This is a genomic window from Sphingobium sp. GW456-12-10-14-TSB1 (genome assembly GCF_059424385.1).
The window spans coordinates 1,415,082-1,435,518 of the sequence record NZ_JBWKZI010000001.1 but is presented as its reverse complement, the minus strand read 5'-3'; the positions used below and the strand labels follow the sequence as shown (position 1 = coordinate 1,435,518).

The 20,437-nt window shown below is 65.2% G+C and carries 20 protein-coding genes and 1 tRNA gene; 14 read left to right on the top strand and 7 right to left on the bottom strand.

The window, feature by feature from the left end:
• Window positions 1-22: 22 nt before the first annotated feature.
• The 11 genes from AC07X9_RS06985 to AC07X9_RS06935 are packed head-to-tail and all read left to right on the top strand — an operon-like array spanning window position 23 to window position 11,521.
• Window positions 23-472: a GspH/FimT family pseudopilin gene (locus AC07X9_RS06985; RefSeq protein ID WP_017184561.1), complete on the top strand. Its 450-nt coding sequence runs from the start codon at window positions 23-25 to the stop codon at window positions 470-472.
• Window positions 465-869, top strand: coding sequence for a type II secretion system minor pseudopilin GspI (gene gspI / locus AC07X9_RS06980; RefSeq protein WP_081490963.1), 405 nt, complete (start codon window positions 465-467; stop codon window positions 867-869). The genes AC07X9_RS06985 and gspI overlap by 8 nt, the downstream gene beginning before the upstream one ends.
• The gene (gene gspJ, locus AC07X9_RS06975) at window positions 869-1,534 is read left to right on the top strand and encodes a type II secretion system minor pseudopilin GspJ (protein WP_017184559.1); all 666 of its coding nucleotides are present in this window, start codon (window positions 869-871) and stop codon (window positions 1,532-1,534) included. Before gspI ends, gspJ begins: the two co-directional genes overlap by 1 nt.
• Window positions 1,527-2,516 (top strand): type II secretion system minor pseudopilin GspK, encoded by a 990-nt coding sequence (gspK, locus tag AC07X9_RS06970; protein ID WP_086485711.1) that lies wholly within the window; start codon window positions 1,527-1,529, stop codon window positions 2,514-2,516. Before gspJ ends, gspK begins: the two co-directional genes overlap by 8 nt.
• The gene (gspL, locus tag AC07X9_RS06965) at window positions 2,513-3,631 is read left to right on the top strand and encodes a type II secretion system protein GspL (protein WP_017184557.1); all 1,119 of its coding nucleotides are present in this window, start codon (window positions 2,513-2,515) and stop codon (window positions 3,629-3,631) included. The genes gspK and gspL overlap by 4 nt, the downstream gene beginning before the upstream one ends.
• Window positions 3,628-4,113 (top strand): type II secretion system protein M, encoded by a 486-nt coding sequence (locus AC07X9_RS06960; RefSeq protein WP_026002660.1) that lies wholly within the window; start codon window positions 3,628-3,630, stop codon window positions 4,111-4,113. The genes gspL and AC07X9_RS06960 overlap by 4 nt, the downstream gene beginning before the upstream one ends.
• Window positions 4,110-4,832 (top strand): type II secretion system protein N, encoded by a 723-nt coding sequence (locus tag AC07X9_RS06955; RefSeq protein ID WP_019054325.1) that lies wholly within the window; start codon window positions 4,110-4,112, stop codon window positions 4,830-4,832. Before AC07X9_RS06960 ends, AC07X9_RS06955 begins: the two co-directional genes overlap by 4 nt.
• Window positions 4,829-5,569 carry a prepilin peptidase gene (locus AC07X9_RS06950; protein WP_086485710.1) on the top strand — a complete coding sequence of 247 codons (741 nt, stop codon included), beginning with the start codon at window positions 4,829-4,831 and terminating at the stop codon, window positions 5,567-5,569. The genes AC07X9_RS06955 and AC07X9_RS06950 overlap by 4 nt, the downstream gene beginning before the upstream one ends.
• A gap of 39 nt (window positions 5,570-5,608) precedes the next feature.
• A complete protein-coding gene (locus AC07X9_RS06945) occupies window positions 5,609-6,463 on the top strand; it encodes an ImuA family protein (protein WP_017184553.1) in 855 nt (284 codons plus the stop codon).
• Entirely contained in the window at window positions 6,348-7,979 is a 1,632-nt protein-coding gene (locus tag AC07X9_RS06940) for a Y-family DNA polymerase (RefSeq protein WP_017184552.1), read from the top strand. The genes AC07X9_RS06945 and AC07X9_RS06940 overlap by 116 nt, the downstream gene beginning before the upstream one ends.
• Entirely contained in the window at window positions 7,976-11,521 is a 3,546-nt protein-coding gene (locus AC07X9_RS06935; protein WP_017184551.1) for an error-prone DNA polymerase, read from the top strand. The genes AC07X9_RS06940 and AC07X9_RS06935 overlap by 4 nt, the downstream gene beginning before the upstream one ends.
• 13 nt (window positions 11,522-11,534) lie before the next feature.
• On the opposite strand, the gene AC07X9_RS06930 is transcribed toward AC07X9_RS06935, so the two are convergent.
• The 3 genes from AC07X9_RS06930 to AC07X9_RS06920 all read right to left on the bottom strand — a co-directional run bounded on the left by AC07X9_RS06930 (window position 11,535) and on the right by AC07X9_RS06920 (window position 13,611).
• Window positions 11,535-11,611 (bottom strand) — tRNA-Pro (locus AC07X9_RS06930).
• A 266-nt stretch (window positions 11,612-11,877) separates the two neighbouring features.
• Window positions 11,878-12,081, bottom strand: coding sequence for a hypothetical protein (locus tag AC07X9_RS06925; protein WP_017184550.1), 204 nt, complete (start codon window positions 12,079-12,081; stop codon window positions 11,878-11,880).
• 156 nt (window positions 12,082-12,237) lie between these two features.
• Window positions 12,238-13,611, bottom strand: a complete 1,374-nt coding sequence (locus AC07X9_RS06920; protein WP_017184549.1) for a M20/M25/M40 family metallo-hydrolase — start codon at window positions 13,609-13,611, stop codon at window positions 12,238-12,240.
• Window positions 13,612-13,710: 99 nt separating this feature from the next.
• Here AC07X9_RS06920 and ettA point away from each other — a divergent pair, with 99 nt between their 5' ends.
• The gene (gene ettA / locus AC07X9_RS06915) at window positions 13,711-15,396 is read left to right on the top strand and encodes an energy-dependent translational throttle protein EttA (RefSeq protein WP_017184548.1); all 1,686 of its coding nucleotides are present in this window, start codon (window positions 13,711-13,713) and stop codon (window positions 15,394-15,396) included.
• A gap of 344 nt (window positions 15,397-15,740) precedes the next feature.
• On the opposite strand, the gene AC07X9_RS06910 is transcribed toward ettA, so the two are convergent.
• Window positions 15,741-16,565: an NYN domain-containing protein gene (locus AC07X9_RS06910; protein ID WP_017184547.1), complete on the bottom strand. Its 825-nt coding sequence runs from the start codon at window positions 16,563-16,565 to the stop codon at window positions 15,741-15,743.
• An 11-nt stretch (window positions 16,566-16,576) separates the two neighbouring features.
• Window positions 16,577-17,215 carry a carbonic anhydrase gene (locus AC07X9_RS06905; RefSeq protein WP_017184546.1) on the bottom strand — a complete coding sequence of 213 codons (639 nt, stop codon included), beginning with the start codon at window positions 17,213-17,215 and terminating at the stop codon, window positions 16,577-16,579.
• A gap of 44 nt (window positions 17,216-17,259) precedes the next feature.
• Here AC07X9_RS06905 and lipA point away from each other — a divergent pair, with 44 nt between their 5' ends.
• Together lipA and AC07X9_RS06895 are read left to right on the top strand one after the other, a co-directional pair.
• Entirely contained in the window at window positions 17,260-18,225 is a 966-nt protein-coding gene (gene lipA, locus AC07X9_RS06900; RefSeq protein ID WP_017184545.1) for a lipoyl synthase, read from the top strand.
• 4 nt (window positions 18,226-18,229) lie between these two features.
• Window positions 18,230-18,706 (top strand): type II toxin-antitoxin system RatA family toxin, encoded by a 477-nt coding sequence (locus tag AC07X9_RS06895; protein WP_026002657.1) that lies wholly within the window; start codon window positions 18,230-18,232, stop codon window positions 18,704-18,706.
• Here AC07X9_RS06895 and AC07X9_RS06890 read toward each other — a convergent pair.
• Together AC07X9_RS06890 and AC07X9_RS06885 are read right to left on the bottom strand one after the other, a co-directional pair.
• On the bottom strand, window positions 18,652-19,170 hold the full coding sequence (locus AC07X9_RS06890) for a CinA family protein (protein ID WP_017184543.1): 519 nt from the start codon (window positions 19,168-19,170) through the stop codon (window positions 18,652-18,654). The two genes, AC07X9_RS06895 and AC07X9_RS06890, sit on opposite strands and share 55 nt — an antisense overlap.
• 4 nt (window positions 19,171-19,174) lie before the next feature.
• Window positions 19,175-20,362 (bottom strand): bifunctional 2-C-methyl-D-erythritol 4-phosphate cytidylyltransferase/2-C-methyl-D-erythritol 2,4-cyclodiphosphate synthase, encoded by a 1,188-nt coding sequence (locus AC07X9_RS06885; RefSeq protein WP_017184542.1) that lies wholly within the window; start codon window positions 20,360-20,362, stop codon window positions 19,175-19,177.
• Window positions 20,363-20,437: the final 75 nt, after the last annotated feature.

The following is a 20,437-nucleotide window of genomic DNA, read 5'->3' as shown; positions in this document are numbered from 1 at the left end:
AAGTCGAGAAACGGTTCTCGACATGCTCGAACCGAACGGAAATGGCTTCACCCTCCTCGAACTGATGGTCGTCCTGACGATCATCGGTTTCATTTCGGCGGCTGTCGTGCTGGCCATCCCCGATCCGCGCGGGCGGGTGATCGAGGATGCCGACCGCTTCGCCGCGCGCGTTGCCGCCGCGCGCGACGAAGCGGTCGTGACCGCCGCCCCCATGGGGCTGTGGGTCTCCGCATCCGGCTATGGCTTTCAGCGCCGCGATGGCGGGCAATGGGTGGCGCTGGAGGACAAGCCTTTCGTCACCGCCAACTGGAAAAGCGGCACCCGCGCTCTGGTCGGCAAGGACGGGCGGCAGCAGATCGCCTTCGACGGCACCGGCCTGCCGACCGATCCGCTGACCGTAACGCTGGCGCGCGAGGGCGAGCGGGTGTCGGTGACGGTCGACATGGCGGGAAAGGTCATGGTCGGTGGGTAGTCGGCCATCTCCTCCACCGTCATGCCGGGACGACCATTTCAAAGGCGAACGCGGCTTCACGTTGCTGGAAATGCTGGTTGCGCTGGCGGTGTTCAGCCTGGCGGCGCTGGCACTGGTGCGGTTGCAGGGGGTGACGCTGCGGACGGCGGCTGATCTCGATAGCAAGGCGCTGGGTCAGATCGTCGCGCGCAATCTGATGGTCGATGTGCAGAGCGACCCGGTGCCGCCATCCGTCGGCGACGAAGCGGGCGATGTCGAGAATGGCGGGCGACGCTGGCACTGGAGCCGGACTGTCAAGCCAACCGACGACCAGCGCCTGTTGCAGGTCGACCTGACCGTCGATGGCCAGCCGGGCGCGTCGCCCGTGGTGTTGAGCTTCATACGGGTGGTGGAGTGATGGCGGCGCGCCTCAACCAATGTGGATGTGACAGGATCAAGGGTGACGATGGCTTCACCCTGATCGAGTTGCTCGTCGCCCTCATGATCTTCGCGATGCTCGCCAGCGCCGGTGTCCTCCTGCTGGGCAACAGCGTGTCGGCACAGGCGCAGGTCAAGGCGCGGCTCGACGATATGGCCGCGGTGCAACGGGCTGGCGGGGCGCTGGCGGGCGATCTGGGGCAGGCTGTGCCACGCATTACCCGTACGGAGAGCGGCACGCTGGCGCCCGCCTTCTGGGCGCATCATGAAGGTGAGGATCAGCCGGTGATGCAGTTCGTGCGGGGCGGGTGGGACAATCTGGGCGATCTGCCCCGGCCCTCCTTGCAGAAGGTCGAATATTGGGTGCGGCAGGGGCGGCTGGAGCGGCGAACCTATGCGCAACTGGATGGCGCAGCGGGGGATCAGCCAGCCGCCTTGCTGGAGGATGTAGAGGCGGTCGCGCTGAAATTCCGCGATGCGCAGGGGAAATGGCGTGACGACTGGACGCCGACCCAGCCCGACCTGTTGCCGCGCGCGGTGGAAATGACGCTCACCCGCACGGGCGAGCCGCCGGTGACCTTGCGCTTTCTGGTCGCGCCCGGCCCGGTCGAAAAGCCGGTCATCGAAGGTTCGCCCGGTGCCTGATCCGCGCAAACCCGATGAACAGGGCGCAGCGCTGCTGACCGTGTTGCTGCTGGTGGTGGTGATGGCCGTCGTTGCCGCGACCGCGCTGGAGCGAGTGGCGCTGGCCACGCGAATGACCGGCAATGGCGGCGCGATCGATCAGGCGCGCGCCTATGCCGAGGCTGGCACGGCGGTTGCGCGCTTGCGGATCGGCGATCTGGTCGCGGCCAATCCGGCGAAGATGACGCTGGCGGGCGGCTGGCTGGGCGCGCCGCAAAGCATTCCGGTGCCCGGCGGCATCGCGACGGCGCGGGTGAATGACGGCGGCAATTGTTTCAACCTCAACAGCGTGGTCAGCGGCGAAAGCGAGGCCAGCCTGAAGGTGCGGCCCATCGGCGTGTCGCAATTTCAGGCGCTGCTGGTGGCGCTGGGCGTCGATGCGCGACAGGCGCAGGGCGCTGCGGCGAGCCTGGCCGATTGGATCGACAGCGATGGCGATCCGCAGCCGGGCGGGGCGGAGGATGCGGTCTATGGGCAAATGGCGCGGCCCTATCGCGCGGCCAACCGCCTGATGGTCGATGCCAGCGAGTTGCGCGCGGTCAATGGCATCACGCCTGCCATCTATGCGACGGTGCGGCCCTGGATCTGCGCATTGCCAGTCACGGATCTGTCGCCGATCAACATCAACACGCTGTTGCCGGAGCAGGCGCCGCTGTTCGCGATGCTGTTGCCGGGGCAATTGAGCGTCGGACAGGCGCGGCAATTGCTGGCGCAGCGGCCCGCGGACGGCTACGGCAGCACGAACCAGTTCTGGGCCTTGCCCTCGCTCGCCGGCCTGTCGCCGATGACCGAGGTGGCCGAGCAGGTCAAATTGACGACGGGATTTTTCGGAGTGGACGTGGCGGTGACTGTCGGGGGAACGCAACTGGTGGAGCGGTCGCTGATCGACGCGCGGGAAAGCCCCGCAATCGTGGTGCGACGCAGCTGGGGTGCGGGGGCATGAGCGCGCGCGACGCCCTGATCGTGTTTCTGCCCGAAGCGCAGGACGCGCCGCCATATTGGATGCGCGTGATCGATGGCGCGCTGGTGCAATCGGGCGAGGGCGCGAACTGGCTGGCAGCGTGCGGCATTGCCGCCTTGCCCGTTGAAGCGCGGGTGATGCTGGTGCCGCCTGCGGCTCTGGTGGCGCTCCATTGGGCGCTGCATCCCGACCTTCCGGTGCGGCAGGCGCGCGCGGCGGCACGGCTGGCGGTGCTGGCGGACGGGATATTGCCCGCCGATCAGCTGTTTGCGGTGACCGACGTGCAGGACGATCCTGCGCGGCCCCATATCGTGGCGTTGGCAGCGCGGGCAGACATGCAGCATTGGCTGCTCTGGGCGCAGCATCATGGGCTGGACCCCGAAATGATTGTGCCAGCGCCCCTGTTGCTGCCGGAGCCGGAGGCGGGTTTTTCGCGCGGGCTGATCGGCGATGTGACGGTGCTGCGCGGCACGGATATGGCGCTGACCGGCGACTTGGCCCTGCCCGCACTGATCGGCGATGCGCCGGTGGTGGATGTACCACGGGGCGTGATCGAGGGGCGCGCCATCGCGGCGCTTGACGCCCCGCCCATCGATCTGCGGCAGGGTGATTTCGCCAAGCGGGTGCGGCGGCAGCTCGACCAGCGCGTGCTGAAACGCGCGGCCGTGTGGAGCGGGCTGATCCTGCTTGCCGCGCTGCTGATCGCACTGGTCGGCATCGTCAAAAGCCATCGCGAGGCCAGTCGGCTGGACGCAGAAAGCCTGGCGCTGGCGCAGCAGGTCGTGCCCGGCGCGAGCGATGCGGCCCAGGCGCTTGGCGCGATGGAGCAGCAACTGGCTGCGCGGGGCGCTGGTGGACGGGCCTTTACCGCGCCGGTCGCGGCCCTGATGGCGGCGATGCAGGATGCGCCGGGCGTGGCGCTGACCAGCCTGTCGCGCGACCCGGACGGGATGCTGCGCGCCACGCTGGCGGCGGCGAAGGCGGATGACATCAACATAGTGCTGCTCGCGTTACAGGCGGCAGGCTTCACGATTACGGCGACACCCGCGCAGGAGCCGGGCGGGCGGACGCTGGCAGAGATTACGGTGCGGTCATGATGGAACGGATGCAGGCGCTTTGGGCGGAACGATCGTCGCGTGAGCAGGTGATGCTGGGCGTGATGTTCGCCTTGCTGGCAGGCGTGCTCCTCTGGTTCGGGGTAGCAGTGCCGCTCGATCGGGCGCAGCGGTCGGCGCGCGACAATTTGGTCGAGGCGACCGAGCGCAACGCCGCGGTGCGCACGGCTGTGCAGCAGCTGAAGGCGCTGCCCCGTGCGGCGGCTGGTGGCCCGGCCGCGCCGCTCGACCAGCTGGTCGGGCAGGGCGCGGGCGAAGCGGGCCTGACACTGGAACGTGCGCAGGCGCAGGGGCCGGACCGGATGGAGATTGCCATCGCCGCGATCCGGCCGGTCGCACTCTTTTCCTGGATCGCGGTGCTGGAGGCGCAGGGCGTGCGGGTCGAAACGATGAGCGCGCGGCCCGCGCCGACCGCTGGCAGCCTGTCGGTGCAGGCGGTGCTGGTGCGGGGAAGCGGGCAATGATGGGATTGGTCCTGTCCCGCCGGATGCGGATCATCCTGTTGCTGATCGTGCTGCTGGGGCTGTTGCTGTTCCTGCCGATGCGGGTCGCGCTGGGTCTGTCCGGGCTGGAGCGGCTGGGCGTGGCCGCGCGTGACGTGCGGGGCACGGTATGGAGCGGGCGGATCGACCAGTTGATGCTGGGCGACATGCCAATGGGCAGCGTGCGCGCGGGCCTTTCTCCATTGGCGTTGCTGACGGGTCGGGCGCGGTTCAACATTGCCCGGACCAAGGGATTGGCCGACGACATATCGGGCGCGCTGACGGTTGGGTTCGGGCGGATCGGAGTGGATGATGTGACCGGCGCGGTGCCGCTGGGCCGGACCTTCGCGCCGCTGCCGATCGCCGGGCTTCAGATGGAGGATGTGTCCGCCTATTTCATCGGCGATCGGTGCGGTCATGCGCAAGGACGGGTGCGGGCGCGGATGGCGGGGCAGTTTCCGGGGCTGAACCTGACACAGGGTTTTTCCGGGGCCCTTGCCTGCGATGGCGATGCGCTGTTGCTGCCGCTCGCCAGCCAGTCGGGCATGGAAACGATCGCGCTGCGCATCTGGCGGTCGGGCCGGTACAGCGCGACCATGCGGGTGGAAACCGCTGATCCGACGCTGGCGGCATCGTTGGGGCAGGCGGGCTTTGCGACCGTGGGCAATGCGCAATTGCTGAAGGTCGAAGGGACGTTGTGACGCCGATATTGGCGACGCTGCTCGGCGGGGTGGTCGGCGCGATTTTCGGCAGCTTCCTGGCCACCCTGATCCTGCGCTGGCCGCAGGGACGGGGCGTGACGCGGGGGCGATCGGCCTGCGATGGCTGTGGCCGCACGCTGACGCCGCGCGATCTGATCCCCTTGCTCAGCGCCCTGTTCCAGCATGGCCGGTGCCGGACGTGCGGCGCGCCGATCGATCCGCTGCATGGGCGGATCGAACTCAGTTGCGCAGTCATTGGCGCGCTGGCGATCGGCGCCATGCCGGATTTGGGCGGCCTTGGCTGGGCGTTGCTGGGCTGGATGTTGCTGACGCTGGCGGTGCTGGACTGGCGGCATTACTGGTTGCCCGATGCGCTGACCCTGCCGCTGGCTTTCCTGGGCCTGACGCTGGGACTTTGGGCGACCGATGTGGTGCTGGCCGACCGGATTATCGGCGCGGCGCTGGGCTATGGCAGCCTGCTGGCGATTGCGCTGACCTATCGCGCGCTGCGCGGGCGGGAGGGGTTAGGGCTGGGCGATGCCAAGTTGCTGGGCGCGCTGGGCGCATGGTTCGGCTGGCAGGCCTTGCCCTTCATCCTGCTGATCGCGGCGCTGGCCGGGCTGGGCGTCATGCTGGCGACGGGCCGGGCAATGGCAGCGACGGCGCGGGTGCCGCTCGGCACATTTCTGGCGCTGGCGGCGGTGCCGGGCTGGTATCTTGCCCACTCCCTGTTCTGACGACTGGCGCAAAGGAACAATAGAACATATAGTGAACATATGCGCGATTCGTCCCCTGTTCTTGCCCGGTTGAGGGAGAGCCTGCAACAGCTGGAGCCGCGCCGCGCGGCTACGCCAGCGGGGCTCTTTGCGCTGGGGCATGACGGGGTGGACGCGGCACTAGGCGGTGGACTGGCGCGTGGGCGCTTGCATGAAATCTTTGCCGATCAGGAAGATGCCAGCAGCGGGGCTGGGGTTGCCGCCCTGTTCAGCCTGCGCGCTGGGGAAGGGCGTCCCTTCCTGTGGCTGCGCACCGAAGCGATGCAGAAACGGGTTGGAGGGTTGCACGCCACCGGCCTTGTCGAACTGGGGATCGATCCCGCCAATATGCTGCTGGTGCTGGCCCCTGACGAAGGCGCTTTGCTCCATGCAGCGGCGGAGGCGGCGCGTTGCGCCGGGCTGGGCGCGGTGCTGGTCGAAGGATGGGGGGCGATGCGCGGGCTGGACCTGACCGCCACTCGCCGCCTGATGCTGGCCGCCGAAGCATCGGGCGTCACCCTGTTCCTGCTGCGCATCGCCGCCGATACTGCGCCCAGCGCCGCCGATACACGCTGGCGGGTGAGCGCGTCCCCCTCGATCGCGCTGGAAGCGGACGCGCCAGGGGCATCCCTGTTTCAAATCGAATTGCTGCGTCGGCGCGCCGGCCCCCCGGCCGGTCCCTGGCGCATGGAGTGGGACCGTGACCGACTTTGTTTCAGACGTCCTGCCAGTGATGGACGAACCATGGGAGGCGCAGAGCATGACGATCGCGACGCCAGCCCCCCGGCACCGCCGCTATCTCGCCCTGTTCTTCCCCTGGCTCCCGGCGGAGCGGTTGCGCCTGACCAGGCCCCATCTGTGCGCCGGGCAGGATGAACGGCCACGCGCCTTTGTCGAGAAAATACGCGGCGCGTTGCGGCTGGCGGCGGTGGATGAGGCGGCAGCGGCGATGGGCCTGTCGCCCGGCCTGTCGATGGCGGATGCCCGCGCCCGTGTGCCCGACCTCGACCTGTTCGACCATGTCCCGCATGAGGATCAGGACTGGCTGGAGCGGCTGGCCGATGGCTGCACCCGCTACACCCCGACCGTCGCGCTCGATCCGCCCGACGGGCTGATCCTCGATACCAGCGGGTGCGATCATCTCTTTGGTGGAGAGGCTGGGCTGGCGGCCGATCTGGAGCGGCGGCTGGCGCGGCTGGGCGTGGCGGTGCGGCTGGCCTTTGCCGGAACGCCGGAGGGCGCGCGGGCGCTGGCCCGCTATGTGGCCGGAGCTGCGTGCGACGAGGATAGCGCGATCCGCCGCCTGCCCGTCGCGGCGCTGGAACTGGAGGAGGAGGCGACGCTGGCGTTGCGCCGCGCGGGGCTGAAAACCATTGGCGATGTCGCGCGTCGGCCGATGTCCTCCATCGCCGCCCGTTTCGGCGCGGACGCGGTGATGGCGATCCGCCGGATCGTGGGGGAGGCGGACAGCGCGCTGACCCCGCGCCGGCTGGTCCCGCCGATGAGCGTGGAGCGGCGCTTTGCCGAACCGGTCGCGCGCACTGAAACCATGATGACGATCCTGGCTGAACTGGCAGGGGAGGCGGCAGGGATATTGGAGCAGAGGGGCCATGGCGGTCGCCGGTTCGAGGCGCTGTTTTTCCGCAGCGACGGGCTGGTGCGCCGCCTGACCGTGGAAACCGGCGCGCCGATGCGGGATGTGCCTGCGCTGATGCGGTTGATCCGCGAGCGGATCGACAGCCTGAACGATCCGATCGATCCTGGATTCGGCTTTGACCTGCTGCGGCTGAACGTCCCACTGACCGAACCGCTGGGTGCGTCGCAATTGCAGTTGGAGGGCGGCGCGACCGGCGAGGCGGCGGTGACCGCATTGGTCGAGCGTCTGAGCACCCGGCTGGGGCGCAACCGCGTCCGCCGCTTTGGCGCACGCGACAGCCATATGCCCGAACAGGCCGAATTTGCGCTGCCCGCGCTCGATACGTCGCCGTCCGGTCCTTGGACGACACCGGAACCGGGCGAGCCGCCGCTGCGTCCCATCCATCTGTTCGATCCGCCCCAGCCGATCGAGGTATTGGGCGCCGAAGTCCCCGACGGCCCGCCCCGCCGTTTCCGCTGGCGCCGGGCGTTGCACGAAGTCGCCCGGTTCGAGGGGCCGGAGCGGATCGCCGGGGAATGGTGGCGCAGGCGGCCCGTGTCGATCGAACTGCCCCGGCCCGGCAGCGATCCGGGCGAGGTCGATATTCGCTATCTGCTGGGCGACGCGCCCGATCATATTCGCGATTATTACCGGGTGGAGGACCGGCGCGGTCGCCGTTTCTGGATATTCCGCCTTGGTTTCTTCGAACCGGACAAGCCGATGCCGCGCTGGTATCTGCATGGCCTGTTCGCATGAGCCGGGGGCGTGATCCGGGGCCGGAGGGGGAGGGGCGTCAACCCATCCCTCTCGACACGGCGCTGCGGGCGCGGCGATCGGGACCGCCATCGCCTGCGCCGGATTTTGCCGAAATGGTCGCGGCAACCAATTATAGTTTCCTGCGCGGCGCGTCCCACCCGGCCGATATGGTCGGACAGGCGCTGGCGCTGGGCCATGCGGGCATCGGCATTGCCGATCGCAATACGGTGGCCGGGGTGGTGCGGGCGTGGAGCGCACTCAAATCGGTGCGCAGGATGCTGGCCGAGGATGCCGAGGATCAGGGAATCCGCACGGGCGAAACCCCACAGTCGGCTGCGGAGCGCCGTCATCTTGCGGCGCAGGCGCTGCCGCTGGCGCAGGCTTTCCGTCTCGTCACCGGCGCGCGGCTCTGCTTTGCCGACGGGACGCCGGACATTGTCGCCTACCCCATCAACCGCCATGGCTGGGGGCGGCTGACCCGGCTGCTGAGCGTCGGCAATCTGAAAGAGACGGTGCAAAAGGGCGATTGCGACCTGTGCCTGTCCGACCTGATCGACCATGCGCAGGACATGGTCCTGATTGCTATGGCAGGGGAAGCGGACGAGGCGCTGCTGGCAGGGCTGGCGCAACGGGTGCCAGGTGCGCTTTGGATCGGCGTCACCATGCCGCGCGCCGGGCCGGATCGTCGCCGCCTTGCCCGGCTGGCGGCGATGGCCGGGCGGCTGGGGCTGCCGCTGCTTGCAACCTGCGATGCGCTCTATGCCATGGCGCAGGACCGGCCGTTGCATGATGTCGTCACCTGTATCCGGCAGGGCGTGACCCTGCGGGAGGCCGGGCGGCGGCTGGAGGCGAATGCCGAACGGCACCTGAAACCCGCACGCGAAATGGCCCGGTTGTTCCGCGACTGGCCGCAGGCGGTGGGGGCATGGCGCGACGTACTGGACCGGATCGGGTTCGATCTGTCCCATCTGAAATATGAATATCCGCACGAGCCGGTGCCCGAAGGGTGGGCGGCGCAGGACTGGCTGGAACATGAAGTGCTGCGGCTGGCGGGAGAGGCCTTTCCCGATGGCGTGCCGGATAGGGTCCATGCGATGCTGGCGGAAGAGTTCGCGCTGATCCGCAGCCGCAATTACGCCTGCTATTTCCTGACAGTCTATGAAGCGGTGCAGTTTGCCCGTAGCCTCGATCCACCGATCCTGTGCCAGGGGCGCGGATCGGCGGCCAATTCGGCGGTCTGCTATTATCTGGGGATCACATCGGTCGATCCGACCAGGCATAACCTGCTCTTTTCCCGCTTCATTTCGGAGGATCGCGACGAACCACCCGATATCGACGTCGATTTCGAGCATGAACGGCGTGAGGAAGTGATCCAGCATATTTATGCCCGCTATGGTCGCGATCGCGCCGCCATAGCCGCGACCGTCATCCATTACCGCCCCCGCAGCACGGTGCGGGAAGTCGGCAAGGTGCTGGGCCTGTCGGAAGATGTCACCGCGCGGATCGGCAGCACCGTGTGGGGCAGCCATGCCAGCGGCATGGAGGAACGGCGCTTCCGCGATGCGGGGCTGGACGTGGGCAATCCGCTGGTCATGCAGTTGAAGGAACTGGTCGACCGGCTGCTGACCTTCCCGCGCCATTTGTCGCAGCATGTCGGCGGTTTCGTGCTGACGCAGGATCGGCTGGATGAGACGGTGCCGATCCACCATGCGGCAATGGCGGACCGCACATTTCTGGAGTGGGACAAGGATGATATCGACGCGCTGGGCCTGATGAAGGTCGACATACTGGCGCTGGGGATGCTCAGTTGCATTCGCAAGGGGTTTGCGCTGATGCGCGACCATGGCCTGGGCGACAAGACGCTGGCGTCGGTGCCAGGCGAAGCGGCGCCGGTTTACGACATGCTGTGCCGGGGGGACAGCGTCGGCGTGTTCCAGGTCGAAAGCCGCGCCCAGATCAACATGCTGCCCCGCCTGCGCCCGCGTACCTTCTATGATCTGGCGGTGCAGGTCGCGATAGTGCGGCCCGGCCCGATCGAGGGGGATATGGTCCACCCCTATCTCGCCCGCCGGGCCGAGGCGCGTGATGGCAAGCCGCCTTCCTGGCGCTTTCCTTCGCCAGCCCCGCCGCACCCCGCCGATGAACTGCATCATGTGCTGGGCCACACCTATGGCGTGCCGCTATTTCAGGAGCAGGCGATGAAGCTGGCGATCACCGCCGCCAATTTCACGTCGGGGGAGGCGAACAAGCTGCGCCGGGCGATGGCGACCTTCCGCAATGTCGGGACGATCGGCGAATTTGAGGAGAAGATGATCGGCGGCATGGTGGCGCGTGGTTATGAACGCGCCTTTGCCCAGCGCTGCTATGACCAGATCAAGGGGTTTGGGAGCTATGGTTTTCCCGAAAGCCACGCCATATCCTTTGCCCGGCTGGTCTATGTGTCGGCCTGGCTCAAATGCTATCAGCCTGCCGTGTTCGCCGCGGCCTTGCTCAATGCGCAGCCAATGGGCTTCTACGCCCCGGCGCAGATCGTGCGCGACGCGATCGAACATGGCGTTGTCGTGCGGGGCATCGACGTCAATGCCAGCGGCTGGGACAATGGGTTGGAGCCGATTGCGGTGGACGATCCCGATGCTGGGCAGCACTGGACCCCGGCCAATCGCCGCTGGGGCGACATCGTGCCGCGTCACCGGCAGGACGGGGCGTTCGCATTGCGGCTGGGCTTTCGCCAGATTGACGGTTTCCGGGAGGCTTGGGGGGAGGCGATTGCAGCGGATCGCGCGACATCCGGCCCCTTCGCCACGATCGAGGAACTGGGGCGGCGGGTACGCCTGCCTGTCCGTGCGCTGCATTTGCTGGCCGATGCCGATGCCTGCCGCTCGATCGGGCGTGAGCGGCGCGATGCGGCCTGGGATGTGCGAAGGATGCCAGCGGGCGAATTGCCGCTGTTCGCCGCTGCCCGCGCGCGCGAACTGGGGGAAGAAGCCGATGCCGCCCTGCCGCCCATGCCCCTGTCCGAAGCGGTGGCGGCGGATTATCAGCTGACCCGCCTGTCGCTCAAACAGCATCCCATGACCTTCCTGCGCTCGGTTTTCGCGGCCGAAGGCCTGTTGACCAGCGAGCAGGTCAGCAGCGTCAAGAATGGCGCACGGGCAAAGGTTGCAGGCGTGGTGCTGGTGCGGCAGCGGCCCGGTAAGGGCAATGCGATCTTCGCTACGCTGGAAGATGAGACGGGTATCGTCAACATCCTGCTCTGGGCCAGGATGCTGGACCGCTATCGCCTGCCGCTGATGGCCGCGCGGCTGATGGAGGCGCATGGGGTGGTGCAGCGGGTGCGGGAAGGGCCGGTCGATGTGTTACATCTGATGGCCGATCGCATTGTGGACCGTACCGCCGAACTCGATCGGCTGTCAGAGGATCATGCGACGCTTATCGAAGCGGGACCGGGCGACAAGGCTGTCCACCCGGTGATGTCGCGGATCCGCAGCCACGGCCATCCGCGCAACGTGCGGATATTGCCGGGATCGCGCGATTTTCATTAGCGATTTTGCGAGATGGTCGGGGAGACAGGATTCGAACCTGCGACATCCTGCTCCCAAAGCAGGCGCGCTACCAGACTGCGCTACTCCCCGACGCCTCGGCCCTTAGCGGTCTATCGCGCGTCCCGTCAATCGGCGATCAATGAAAGAAGAGCCAAAGTAGCAGAATGATGGGGATCGGCACCCCGATCAGCCATAATAACAGTCCCTTGCCCATGATATTCTCTCCTGTAACAGTTCAGAAACAACTGATGGAGCGGGGCGGATGTTCCGGGGCAGGGGCGCAATGTCTCTGGCACAACCAAAAAGGGCGGGCTGTAGAGACAGCCCGCCCTTCGGAAATCTCGCTAAGGCGAAGATTACATCGCGTTCGCAGCGTTGTTGGCAGCGTTCGCAGCGTTGTCAGCAGCATTCGTTGCATTTTCAGCAGCGTTCATGGCGTTGTCGACAACGTTTTCCACGACGGCGTTCGAAGCGTTCGCGGTTTCGTTGGCCGGCTTCTCACCGCAAGCGGCGAGGGCCATCAGGCTGGCCGAAGCGAAAACAGCAGCGATCTTCTTCATTGTGTACGGCTCCCATAGCATTATGCCGCGTCAGGCACGTTACAATGTGACCCTACGCGAGCGACCCGCATTAACGTGTGCGATGCACAAATCAATGCTTTTCTGCGCCGGTGAAACGATGGAATCACGCGACGGGGCGTTGTCTACTATAAAAGTTCACTTAATGCCCATGGATTCTTGCGCATTGGCAACAAGGTTTAGCGTTACGGCCCAGGCGGCGACATTCTGCCGCAATTGCGCCGGGTCCACCTTGTCCAGCGTATCGTCGGGCGTGTGATGCAGCTCAAAATACCGGGTGCCGTCCTGTTGCAGGTCGATCACCGGCACGCCTGCCTTCACCAGCGGCGCAATGTCGGCGCCGCCGCCCGCTTCCTGCTTGCTGGCGCCGATGCCCAGCGGCGCGAGGGCCGCAGAGATGCTGGTCGCGAGCGCATCATGCCCCTGCGGAAGTTTGAAATCCACGCGCCACACACGATCGGCGCCAAAATCCGATTCAATCGCGAGCGCGTGTCTCTCCGTGCCATGCGCCTTGAAATAGGCCCGCGCGCCGTCGCCGCCGACTTCCTCGGCCCCGGCCATCAGCACGCGGATGGTGCGGCGGGGCTGGCCAGCCTTCGCCACCTGCAATGCCGCGGCCGCCGCGATGCCGCAGCCGGTCGCATCGTCGATCGCGCCCGTGCCCTGATCCCAGCTGTCGAGATGGCAGGCCGCGACCACCACGCCGGCCGCCGGATCGCTGCCGGGAATTTCCGCGATGACATTGCCCGACGGCTGGTCCTTGAGCATTTTCGATGTCAGCGTCAGGTGGAGCTTGACCGGCTGTCCCCGCCCGATCACACGCGCCAGTTGCTCGGCATCCGGCACCGAAAGCGCGGCGGCGGGGATTGGCGTCACGCCATCGGCCCACATCTGAACACCGGTATGAGGCAGGCGATGATGGTCCGTCCCGATCGACCGGATCAATATGGCGATCGCACCCTTGCTGGACGCGATGCTGGGCCCCTGCCGCCGGGCGGCGCCGAAATAGCCATAGGAGGAACCGTCCTGCGTTGCCGTCATGTCATGGCTGACAAAGGCGATCTTGCCTTTGACGCTGGCGGCGGGTGCGGCTTCCAGATCGGCGAGAGTCGGGAAATAGACGACTTCGCCTTCTATCCCCTTGTCCGGGGTCGAACCGCTATTGCCCAGCGCCGAGAGCACCAGATTCTGCGGGAAGGGGGAGAGGATTTTCGCTTCGTCCCGGCCGCGCAGCCATACCGGCATCGTATAGGGTTCGGCGCGTACATTGCTGAACCCCAGCGCCTTGAGCTTCGCCACCGCCCATTCGCGCGCCCGCGCTTCCAGCGGCGTGCCGGCCGGACGCGGGCCGACTTCGGTGGTCAGGCCTTCGGTGAAATCCCATGCGACATCATCCTTGAGCGCGGCGTCGCGAATCGCGGCGCTGTCTGCCGGAGCGGCATGGGACAGGACGGGGGTGAAAAGGCTGCCTAGGAGGAGGGCGGCAAGCGTGCCCGATCGGATTTTCTGCATGGGTGGAAGCGTAGCGGGCCATCGCCCATTTGCCAATGCGTCCCGCCTCCGCTAACTCCGCGCCAAATCCTCTTTTCCTACCGTTGGAGCTGCCCAAACATGTCCGCCTCCTCGCAATATGCCTATGTCATGAAGAACATGACCAAGAGCTTCCCCGGCGCGGCCAAGCCGGTTCTGAGCAATATCAACCTGCAATTTTACCGTGGGTCCAAGATTGGCATCGTCGGCCCGAACGGCGCGGGTAAATCGACCCTGATCAAGATCATGGCCGGCATCGACACCGATTTTACCGGTGAAGCCTGGCCGGGCGAAAATATCAGCGTCGGCTATCTGCCGCAGGAGCCGCAGCTCGACCCGACCAAGACCGTACTGGAAAATGTGAAGGACGGCGCGCGCGAGACCGCGGACAAGATGGACCGTTTCAACGAGATCAGCATGATCATGGCCGATCCGCCGGAAGACGTCGATTTCGACGCGCTGATGGAGGAAATGGGCACGTTGCAGGAGCAGATCGACGCGGTCGATGGCTGGACGCTCGACAACCAGCTGGAAATCGCGATGGAGGCGCTGCGTTGCCCACCGTCCGACTGGTCCGTGGAAAATCTGTCAGGTGGTGAAAAGCGCCGCATCGCGCTGACCCGGCTGCTGATCCAGAAGCCCGACATCTTGCTGCTCGACGAACCGACCAACCATCTTGACGCGGAAAGCGTCACCTGGCTGGAAAATCATCTGAAGGAATATGCCGGGTCGGTCCTGATGATCACCCACGACCGCTACTTCCTCGACAACGTCGTCGGCTGGATTCTCGAACTCGATCGCGGAAAATATTTCCCGTACGAAGGCAATTACTCCACCTATCTGGAGAAGAAGGCCAAGCGTCTGGAGCAGGAGGATCGCGAAGCCTCCGGCCGTCAGAAGGCGATCAACGACGAACTGGAATGGATCCGGGCCGGTACCAAGGGCCGCCAGACCAAGTCCAAGGCGCGTATCAAGAAGTTCGAAGAGCTGGTCGCCGGGCAGAACAACCGCTCGCCGGGCAAGGCGCAGATCGTTATCCAGGTGCCCGAACGTCTGGGCGGCAAGGTGATCGAATTCAAGAACATCACCAAGTCATTCGGCGACAAGCTGTTGTTCGAAGATCTGTCCTTCCTGTTGCCGCCGGGCGGCATCGTTGGCGTCATCGGGCCGAACGGCGCGGGTAAATCGACCCTGTTCAAGCTGATCACCGGCCAGGAACAGCCCGATTCGGGTGAGATCGACATCGGCACGACCGTACGCCTTGGCTTTGTCGACCAGAGCCGCGATCATCTGGACGACAGCAAGAATGTCTGGGAAGAAGTGTCCGACGGCCTCGATTATGTGAAGGTCAACGGCCATGACATGTCGACGCGGGCCTATGTCGGCGCCTTCAACTTCAAGGGGCAGGACCAGCAGAAGAATGTCGGCAAGCTGTCGGGCGGTGAACGCAACCGCGTTCATATCGCCAAGATGCTGAAAAAGGGCGGCAACGTGCTGCTGCTCGACGAACCGACCAACGATCTGGACGTCGAAACGCTGGGCGCGCTGGAAGAAGCGATCGAAAATTTCGCGGGCTGCGCCGTGGTCATCAGCCATGACCGTTTCTTCCTCGACCGTCTCGCCACCCATATCCTTGCCTTTGAAGGCGACAGCCATGTCGAATGGTTCGAAGGGAATTTCGAGGCATATGAGGAAGATAAGCGCCGTCGCCTGGGCGATGCCGCCGATCGACCGACCCGGTTGGCCTACAAGAAGCTGACCCGCTGAAGCGCGATTAGGGAGGTGGGACGCAGTAAAGCTGCGTCCTACGTTCCCTCATTACCAAACGGGACTCTTCAGGCAGCGGGTCAAGCTGTACCTGGTCGTGCGTACGGTAGAGGCGCTCAGGGGCGAACCATAAGCGCAATTGCGATTGCATTGCCCGCAGAGCCAATTGCGCATTTTGCAATTGCAATGATAGCGCTATCAATACACAAGCAGCGGGCCTTCCAGGCATCCTCTCCTAAACTCTCAAGGGCCGCTCCTTCACAGGGGCGGCCCTTTTTTATTCCAATATGGGTATTGGGCGATGGGGCAGGGCGGTCTTCGATGGCCTGGGCACATGAGGACATTCAATTCACCCGTTTGATCCAGACCTGCCCGCCTTCGCGCGATTCGGTGATGAAATTGGGTATCGCCTGCACAAGGTCGGACAGGCGCTTATAGCCATAGTTGCGCACGTCGAAGCTGGAACGGTTGCCCGCAAGCTGGCCCACTGATCCCAGCCGTACAAAACCGCGCTCGTCGCGTTTGACCGAATCATAGGCGTCGATCAGCAACTTGATGACTTCCGCGTCGACAGCCTTCTTGATGCTGGGAGCGGAGGGTTGCGCCGGGACCGGCGTGGGCGCTGGCGGTGCGGCTTTTGCGGGCTGCGCTTTCTTTTCATCAGCCTTGCGCGCGCGCGCCGGGGACGTCGCCTTCTCTACCACCGGATCTTCCGCATCGACCTCCGCCAGCGCCATGACGTCGATGAAGCGGGTGCAGGCGCGGCGGAAACCCTCCGGCGAACTCATCCGGCCAAAGCCATAGACCGGAATGCCCTGCTGCCGGATACGGGTCACCAGGGGAGTGAAATCGCTGTCGCTCGACATCAGGCCAAAGCCGCTCACCCGGCCGCTTGCCATAAGGTCCATCGCGTCGATCGTCATTTTCATGTCGGTCGCGTTCTTGCCTTTGGTGAGGTCGAACTGTTGTTGCGGCTCGATGGCCTGCGCGATCGACAGCGCCGCCCAGCTTTTCAGCGTCGCCTTGCTCCAATTGCCATAAGCACGGCGGATATTGACCGTGCCCAGTTCCGCCAGCACCGTCATCACCGGATCGAAATGGGCCGCCGAGGCATTATCGGCATCGATCAGCAGGGCGATATTACCGCTCGGCCCGTCCAGTGATGTCATGACATGTCCTTTCAGGCAGGCGCGAAGATGCCGCTCTGCTCATCCATGACATGCAACTGCCCGTCGGAAATGGCAAAGAATGCGCCGATCAGTTTCAATTCGCCCTTGCGCTCCTTTGACCGGACGCAGGGGAAGGTGCGCAGATTGGCAAGGCTCACTTTGACGCCTTCCTGCTCCATCGCGCGTTCCACGTCCCGGCTGCGATCATCCCCATATTGGGCGATCACCTTCGCCCGCGCGGGGTCCAGCAGTTCGATCCAGCTATGGATGAAGCCGCCGTCACCCGGTTCGGCGTCCTTCAGATCCTGACTGAGCGCCGCCTTGCAACCCCCGCATTTGCCATGACCCATGACAATGATTTCGTCGACTTCCAGCACCTGCACGGCAAATTCCAGCGCCGCCGACACGCCGTGGCGACCGGGCGTCGTTTCAAATGGCGGCACCAGAGCGGCGACATTGCGCACGACGAAAATCTCGCCTGGATTGGTGTCGAAAATCTGGGCGGGATCGACGCGACTGTCGGAACAGGCGATGATCATCACCTTGGGGCTTTGCCCTTCGTTCAGTTCGTCCCACCGCTCGCGCTGCTGGGACCATCCGGTCTGGCGGAACCGGCGATAGCCTTCGATCATGTTTGAAAAATCGGTCATGGGCTGGTCTGTGCCGCACAATATCGGGGCTGGCAAGTGTGACCATGGATCGCTATCTGGGGCGCATGAACGATATCGCTCCTATCCCCATGCCCGGTGACCCTGCCAAGCCGGAGCGTCTGCGCAAGCCCGACTGGATTCGCGTGAAGGCGCCGACCAGTCCGGCCTATCATGAGACCCGCAAGCTGATGCGGACTAAGGGGTTGAATACGGTTTGCGAGGAAGCGGCCTGCCCGAACATCGGCGAATGCTGGACCAAGAAGCATGCGACGGTGATGATCTTGGGCGATGTGTGCACGCGGGCCTGCGCCTTTTGCAACGTCAAGACCGGGATGCCGCGCAAGGTTGACGTCAACGAGCCGCAGAATCTGGCCGATGCCGCCGCCGAAATGGGGTTGGAACATATCGTCATCACCTCTGTCGACCGCGACGATTTGCCCGATGGCGGCGCGTCGCAATTCGTGAAGGTGATCGAGGCGCTGCGCCGCACCACGCCCGGCACGACGATCGAAATCCTGACGCCGGACTTCCGCAACAAGCATGAGCGGGCGGTCGAGATGATCGTCGCGGCGCGGCCCGACGTCTATAATCACAATCTGGAGACCGTTCCGCGCCTTTACCCGACAATCCGTCCTGGCGCGCGCTACTATGCCTCGCTGCGGCTGCTGGAGTCGGTCAAGCGGCTTGATCCCTCCATCTTCACCAAGTCCGGCATCATGCTGGGTCTGGGCGAGGAGCGGCTGGAAGTGCATCAGGTGATGGACGACATGCGCTCCGCAGACATCGATTTCCTGACCATGGGCCAATATCTTCAGCCCACGCCCAAGCATGCCAAGGTGATCGAATTCGTTACCCCGGCGGCATTCAACGCCTATGCCGCAATCGCGCGGGCCAAGGGCTTCCTGCAAGTTGCATCCAGCCCGCTCACTCGGTCCAGCTATCATGCTGGCGCAGACTTCGCCGAAATGCGCGCCGCGCGGGAAGCCAAGCTGGCAAAGGTTGCCCGGTAAGCCCATGCACCGGCATAATGAGACCCGGCACCTGCCCTACAGCCCGACCCAGATGTTCGATCTGGTCGCCGATGTCGCGCGCTATCCCGAATTCCTGCCCTGGATCAGCGCGATCCGGGTCCGTTCCGATAGCGACACGGAAATGGTCGCCGACATGATCGTCGGGTTCAAGGGGATCAAGGAAAGCTTCACCTCGCGCGTTCATAAGCATCGGCCGGACCATGTCCGGGTCGATTATCTCGACGGTCCGCTAAAGCATCTGCACAATGAATGGGCTTTTCGCGACGACGGACAGGGCGGAGTCCTGGTCGATTTCGAGGTCGAGTTCGCCTTCAAGAACCGGCTGTTCGAAATGCTGGCGGGGCAGATGTTTGACAAGGCGCTGCGCAAGATGATCGGCGCGTTCGAGACTCGCGCCGCCCAGCTTTACGCGCCGGACGAATCGGGCAGCAGCAGTTCGAGCGCGCACAGCGCGGCCTGAAGCCGCACGCCCCCGCGGCCATCATTATCAAAATGCCGCATGTCCGCGACGATCTTGTCGGGGCTTGCCCCGCGTTCGGCGCGGGCGAACACCACGGTGCCAACCGGCTTTTGCTCCGTTCCCCCGCCCGGCCCGGCGATCCCGGTGATCGCGACGGCGACATGGGCATGGCTGTTGAGCAAGGCGCCCTGCGCCATGGCCCAGGCCGTAGCGATGGACACCGCGCCAAATGTTTCCAGCACATCATGCGAAACCTTTAGAAGTTCCGCCTTCATATCATTGGAATAAGTGACGAATCCTGCCTCGAACACGTCGGACGAGCCTGCGATTTCCGTGAGCGCGGCGGACACTAGGCCCCCGGTGCAGCTTTCGGCGACGGCGATGGTCCGCCCGGCACGACGGTTGGCGATGATGACCCGGTCGGCAAGTTCGACCAGGATGGGGGGAAGAATGCTGTCTGGCATGAGGTCAGGATAGCGCGGGAAGGGAGAGGGTGGCAACCGCTTGCGCCGCAATACCTTCGCGCCGCCCTGTAAAACCCAGCCGTTCGGTCGTGGTCGCCTTCACGCTGATCCGGTCTACCGGCAGGCCCAGTATCTGCCCGATCCGCGCCCGCATGGCGTCTCGATGAGGGCCGATCTTGGGCGCTTCGCAGATGATTGTCAGGTCGACATGATCGATCGTCCCGCCGCGCTCCGTGACCCGGTCGCCCGCATAGGCGAGGAAGCGGTCGGACGACGCCCCGCGCCATTGCGGGTCGGACGGAGGAAAGTGGCTGCCAATGTCGCCTTCCGCCAATGCGCCCAGCAGCGCATCGACGATCGCGTGCAGCGCCACGTCGGCGTCGCTATGCCCGGCCAGTCCGCGATCATGGGGTACGCGAATGCCGCCCAGCCATAATTCTTCATCCTCGGCGAGGCGATGGACGTCATAGCCCATGCCCACGCGCACCGTGCGGGTGCTCACCAACCGAGCCTCTGCGCGGGCGAAATCCTGTGGGTAGGTCAATTTTTCCAGCCCTTCATCGCCAGCGACCAATATGACATCATGGCCCTGCTCTTTCAAAATCTGCGCGTCGTCCGTGGCTTCGCGGCTTTCGTCCCAGCAGCGGTGCGCGGCCAATATCGTGTCGAACATGAAGGCTTGTGGCGTCTGGACCCGAAACAGGCCATCGCGCGCGACGCCATCGCCCATCGCGCCATCCGCACCCCGCACCAGCGTATCGGCGACCGGCAGCACCGGAATCGCCCCCTGCGCATCGTCGAGCGCGCCGAGCAGCCGGTCTATCACGGCAGTAGGCACGAAAGGCCGCGCGGCGTCGTGGATCAGCACCCGATCGGCCCCGCCCGTTGCCGCAATCGCTTCCAGCCCCGCGCGCACCGACCCGCGCCGACTGTCGGCGCCTTCGGTCAAGCCAGCAATGGCGCGATCCGCCAGCAGCGCGCGCACCTGCGCTTCCTGTCCGGCGCCGATGACCAGGTGGATCGCATCGATACCTCCATGCGCCATCATGGCGTCGACGGCATGGAGGATAACAGCCTTGCCACCGATGGTTCGGAATTGCTTGGGAATGTCGCCGCCCACGCGACTGCCGGTGCCAGCAGCTACCAGCAGGGCAACGGTCCTGTGCCTGTTGTCAGTCATGGCGCGGGGCATAGACGCTTGCACGCACCCCCGCCAGACCCCTTCGCTTGCTCCATCGGTCAATAACCGCTATGGGCTGCCTGTTTT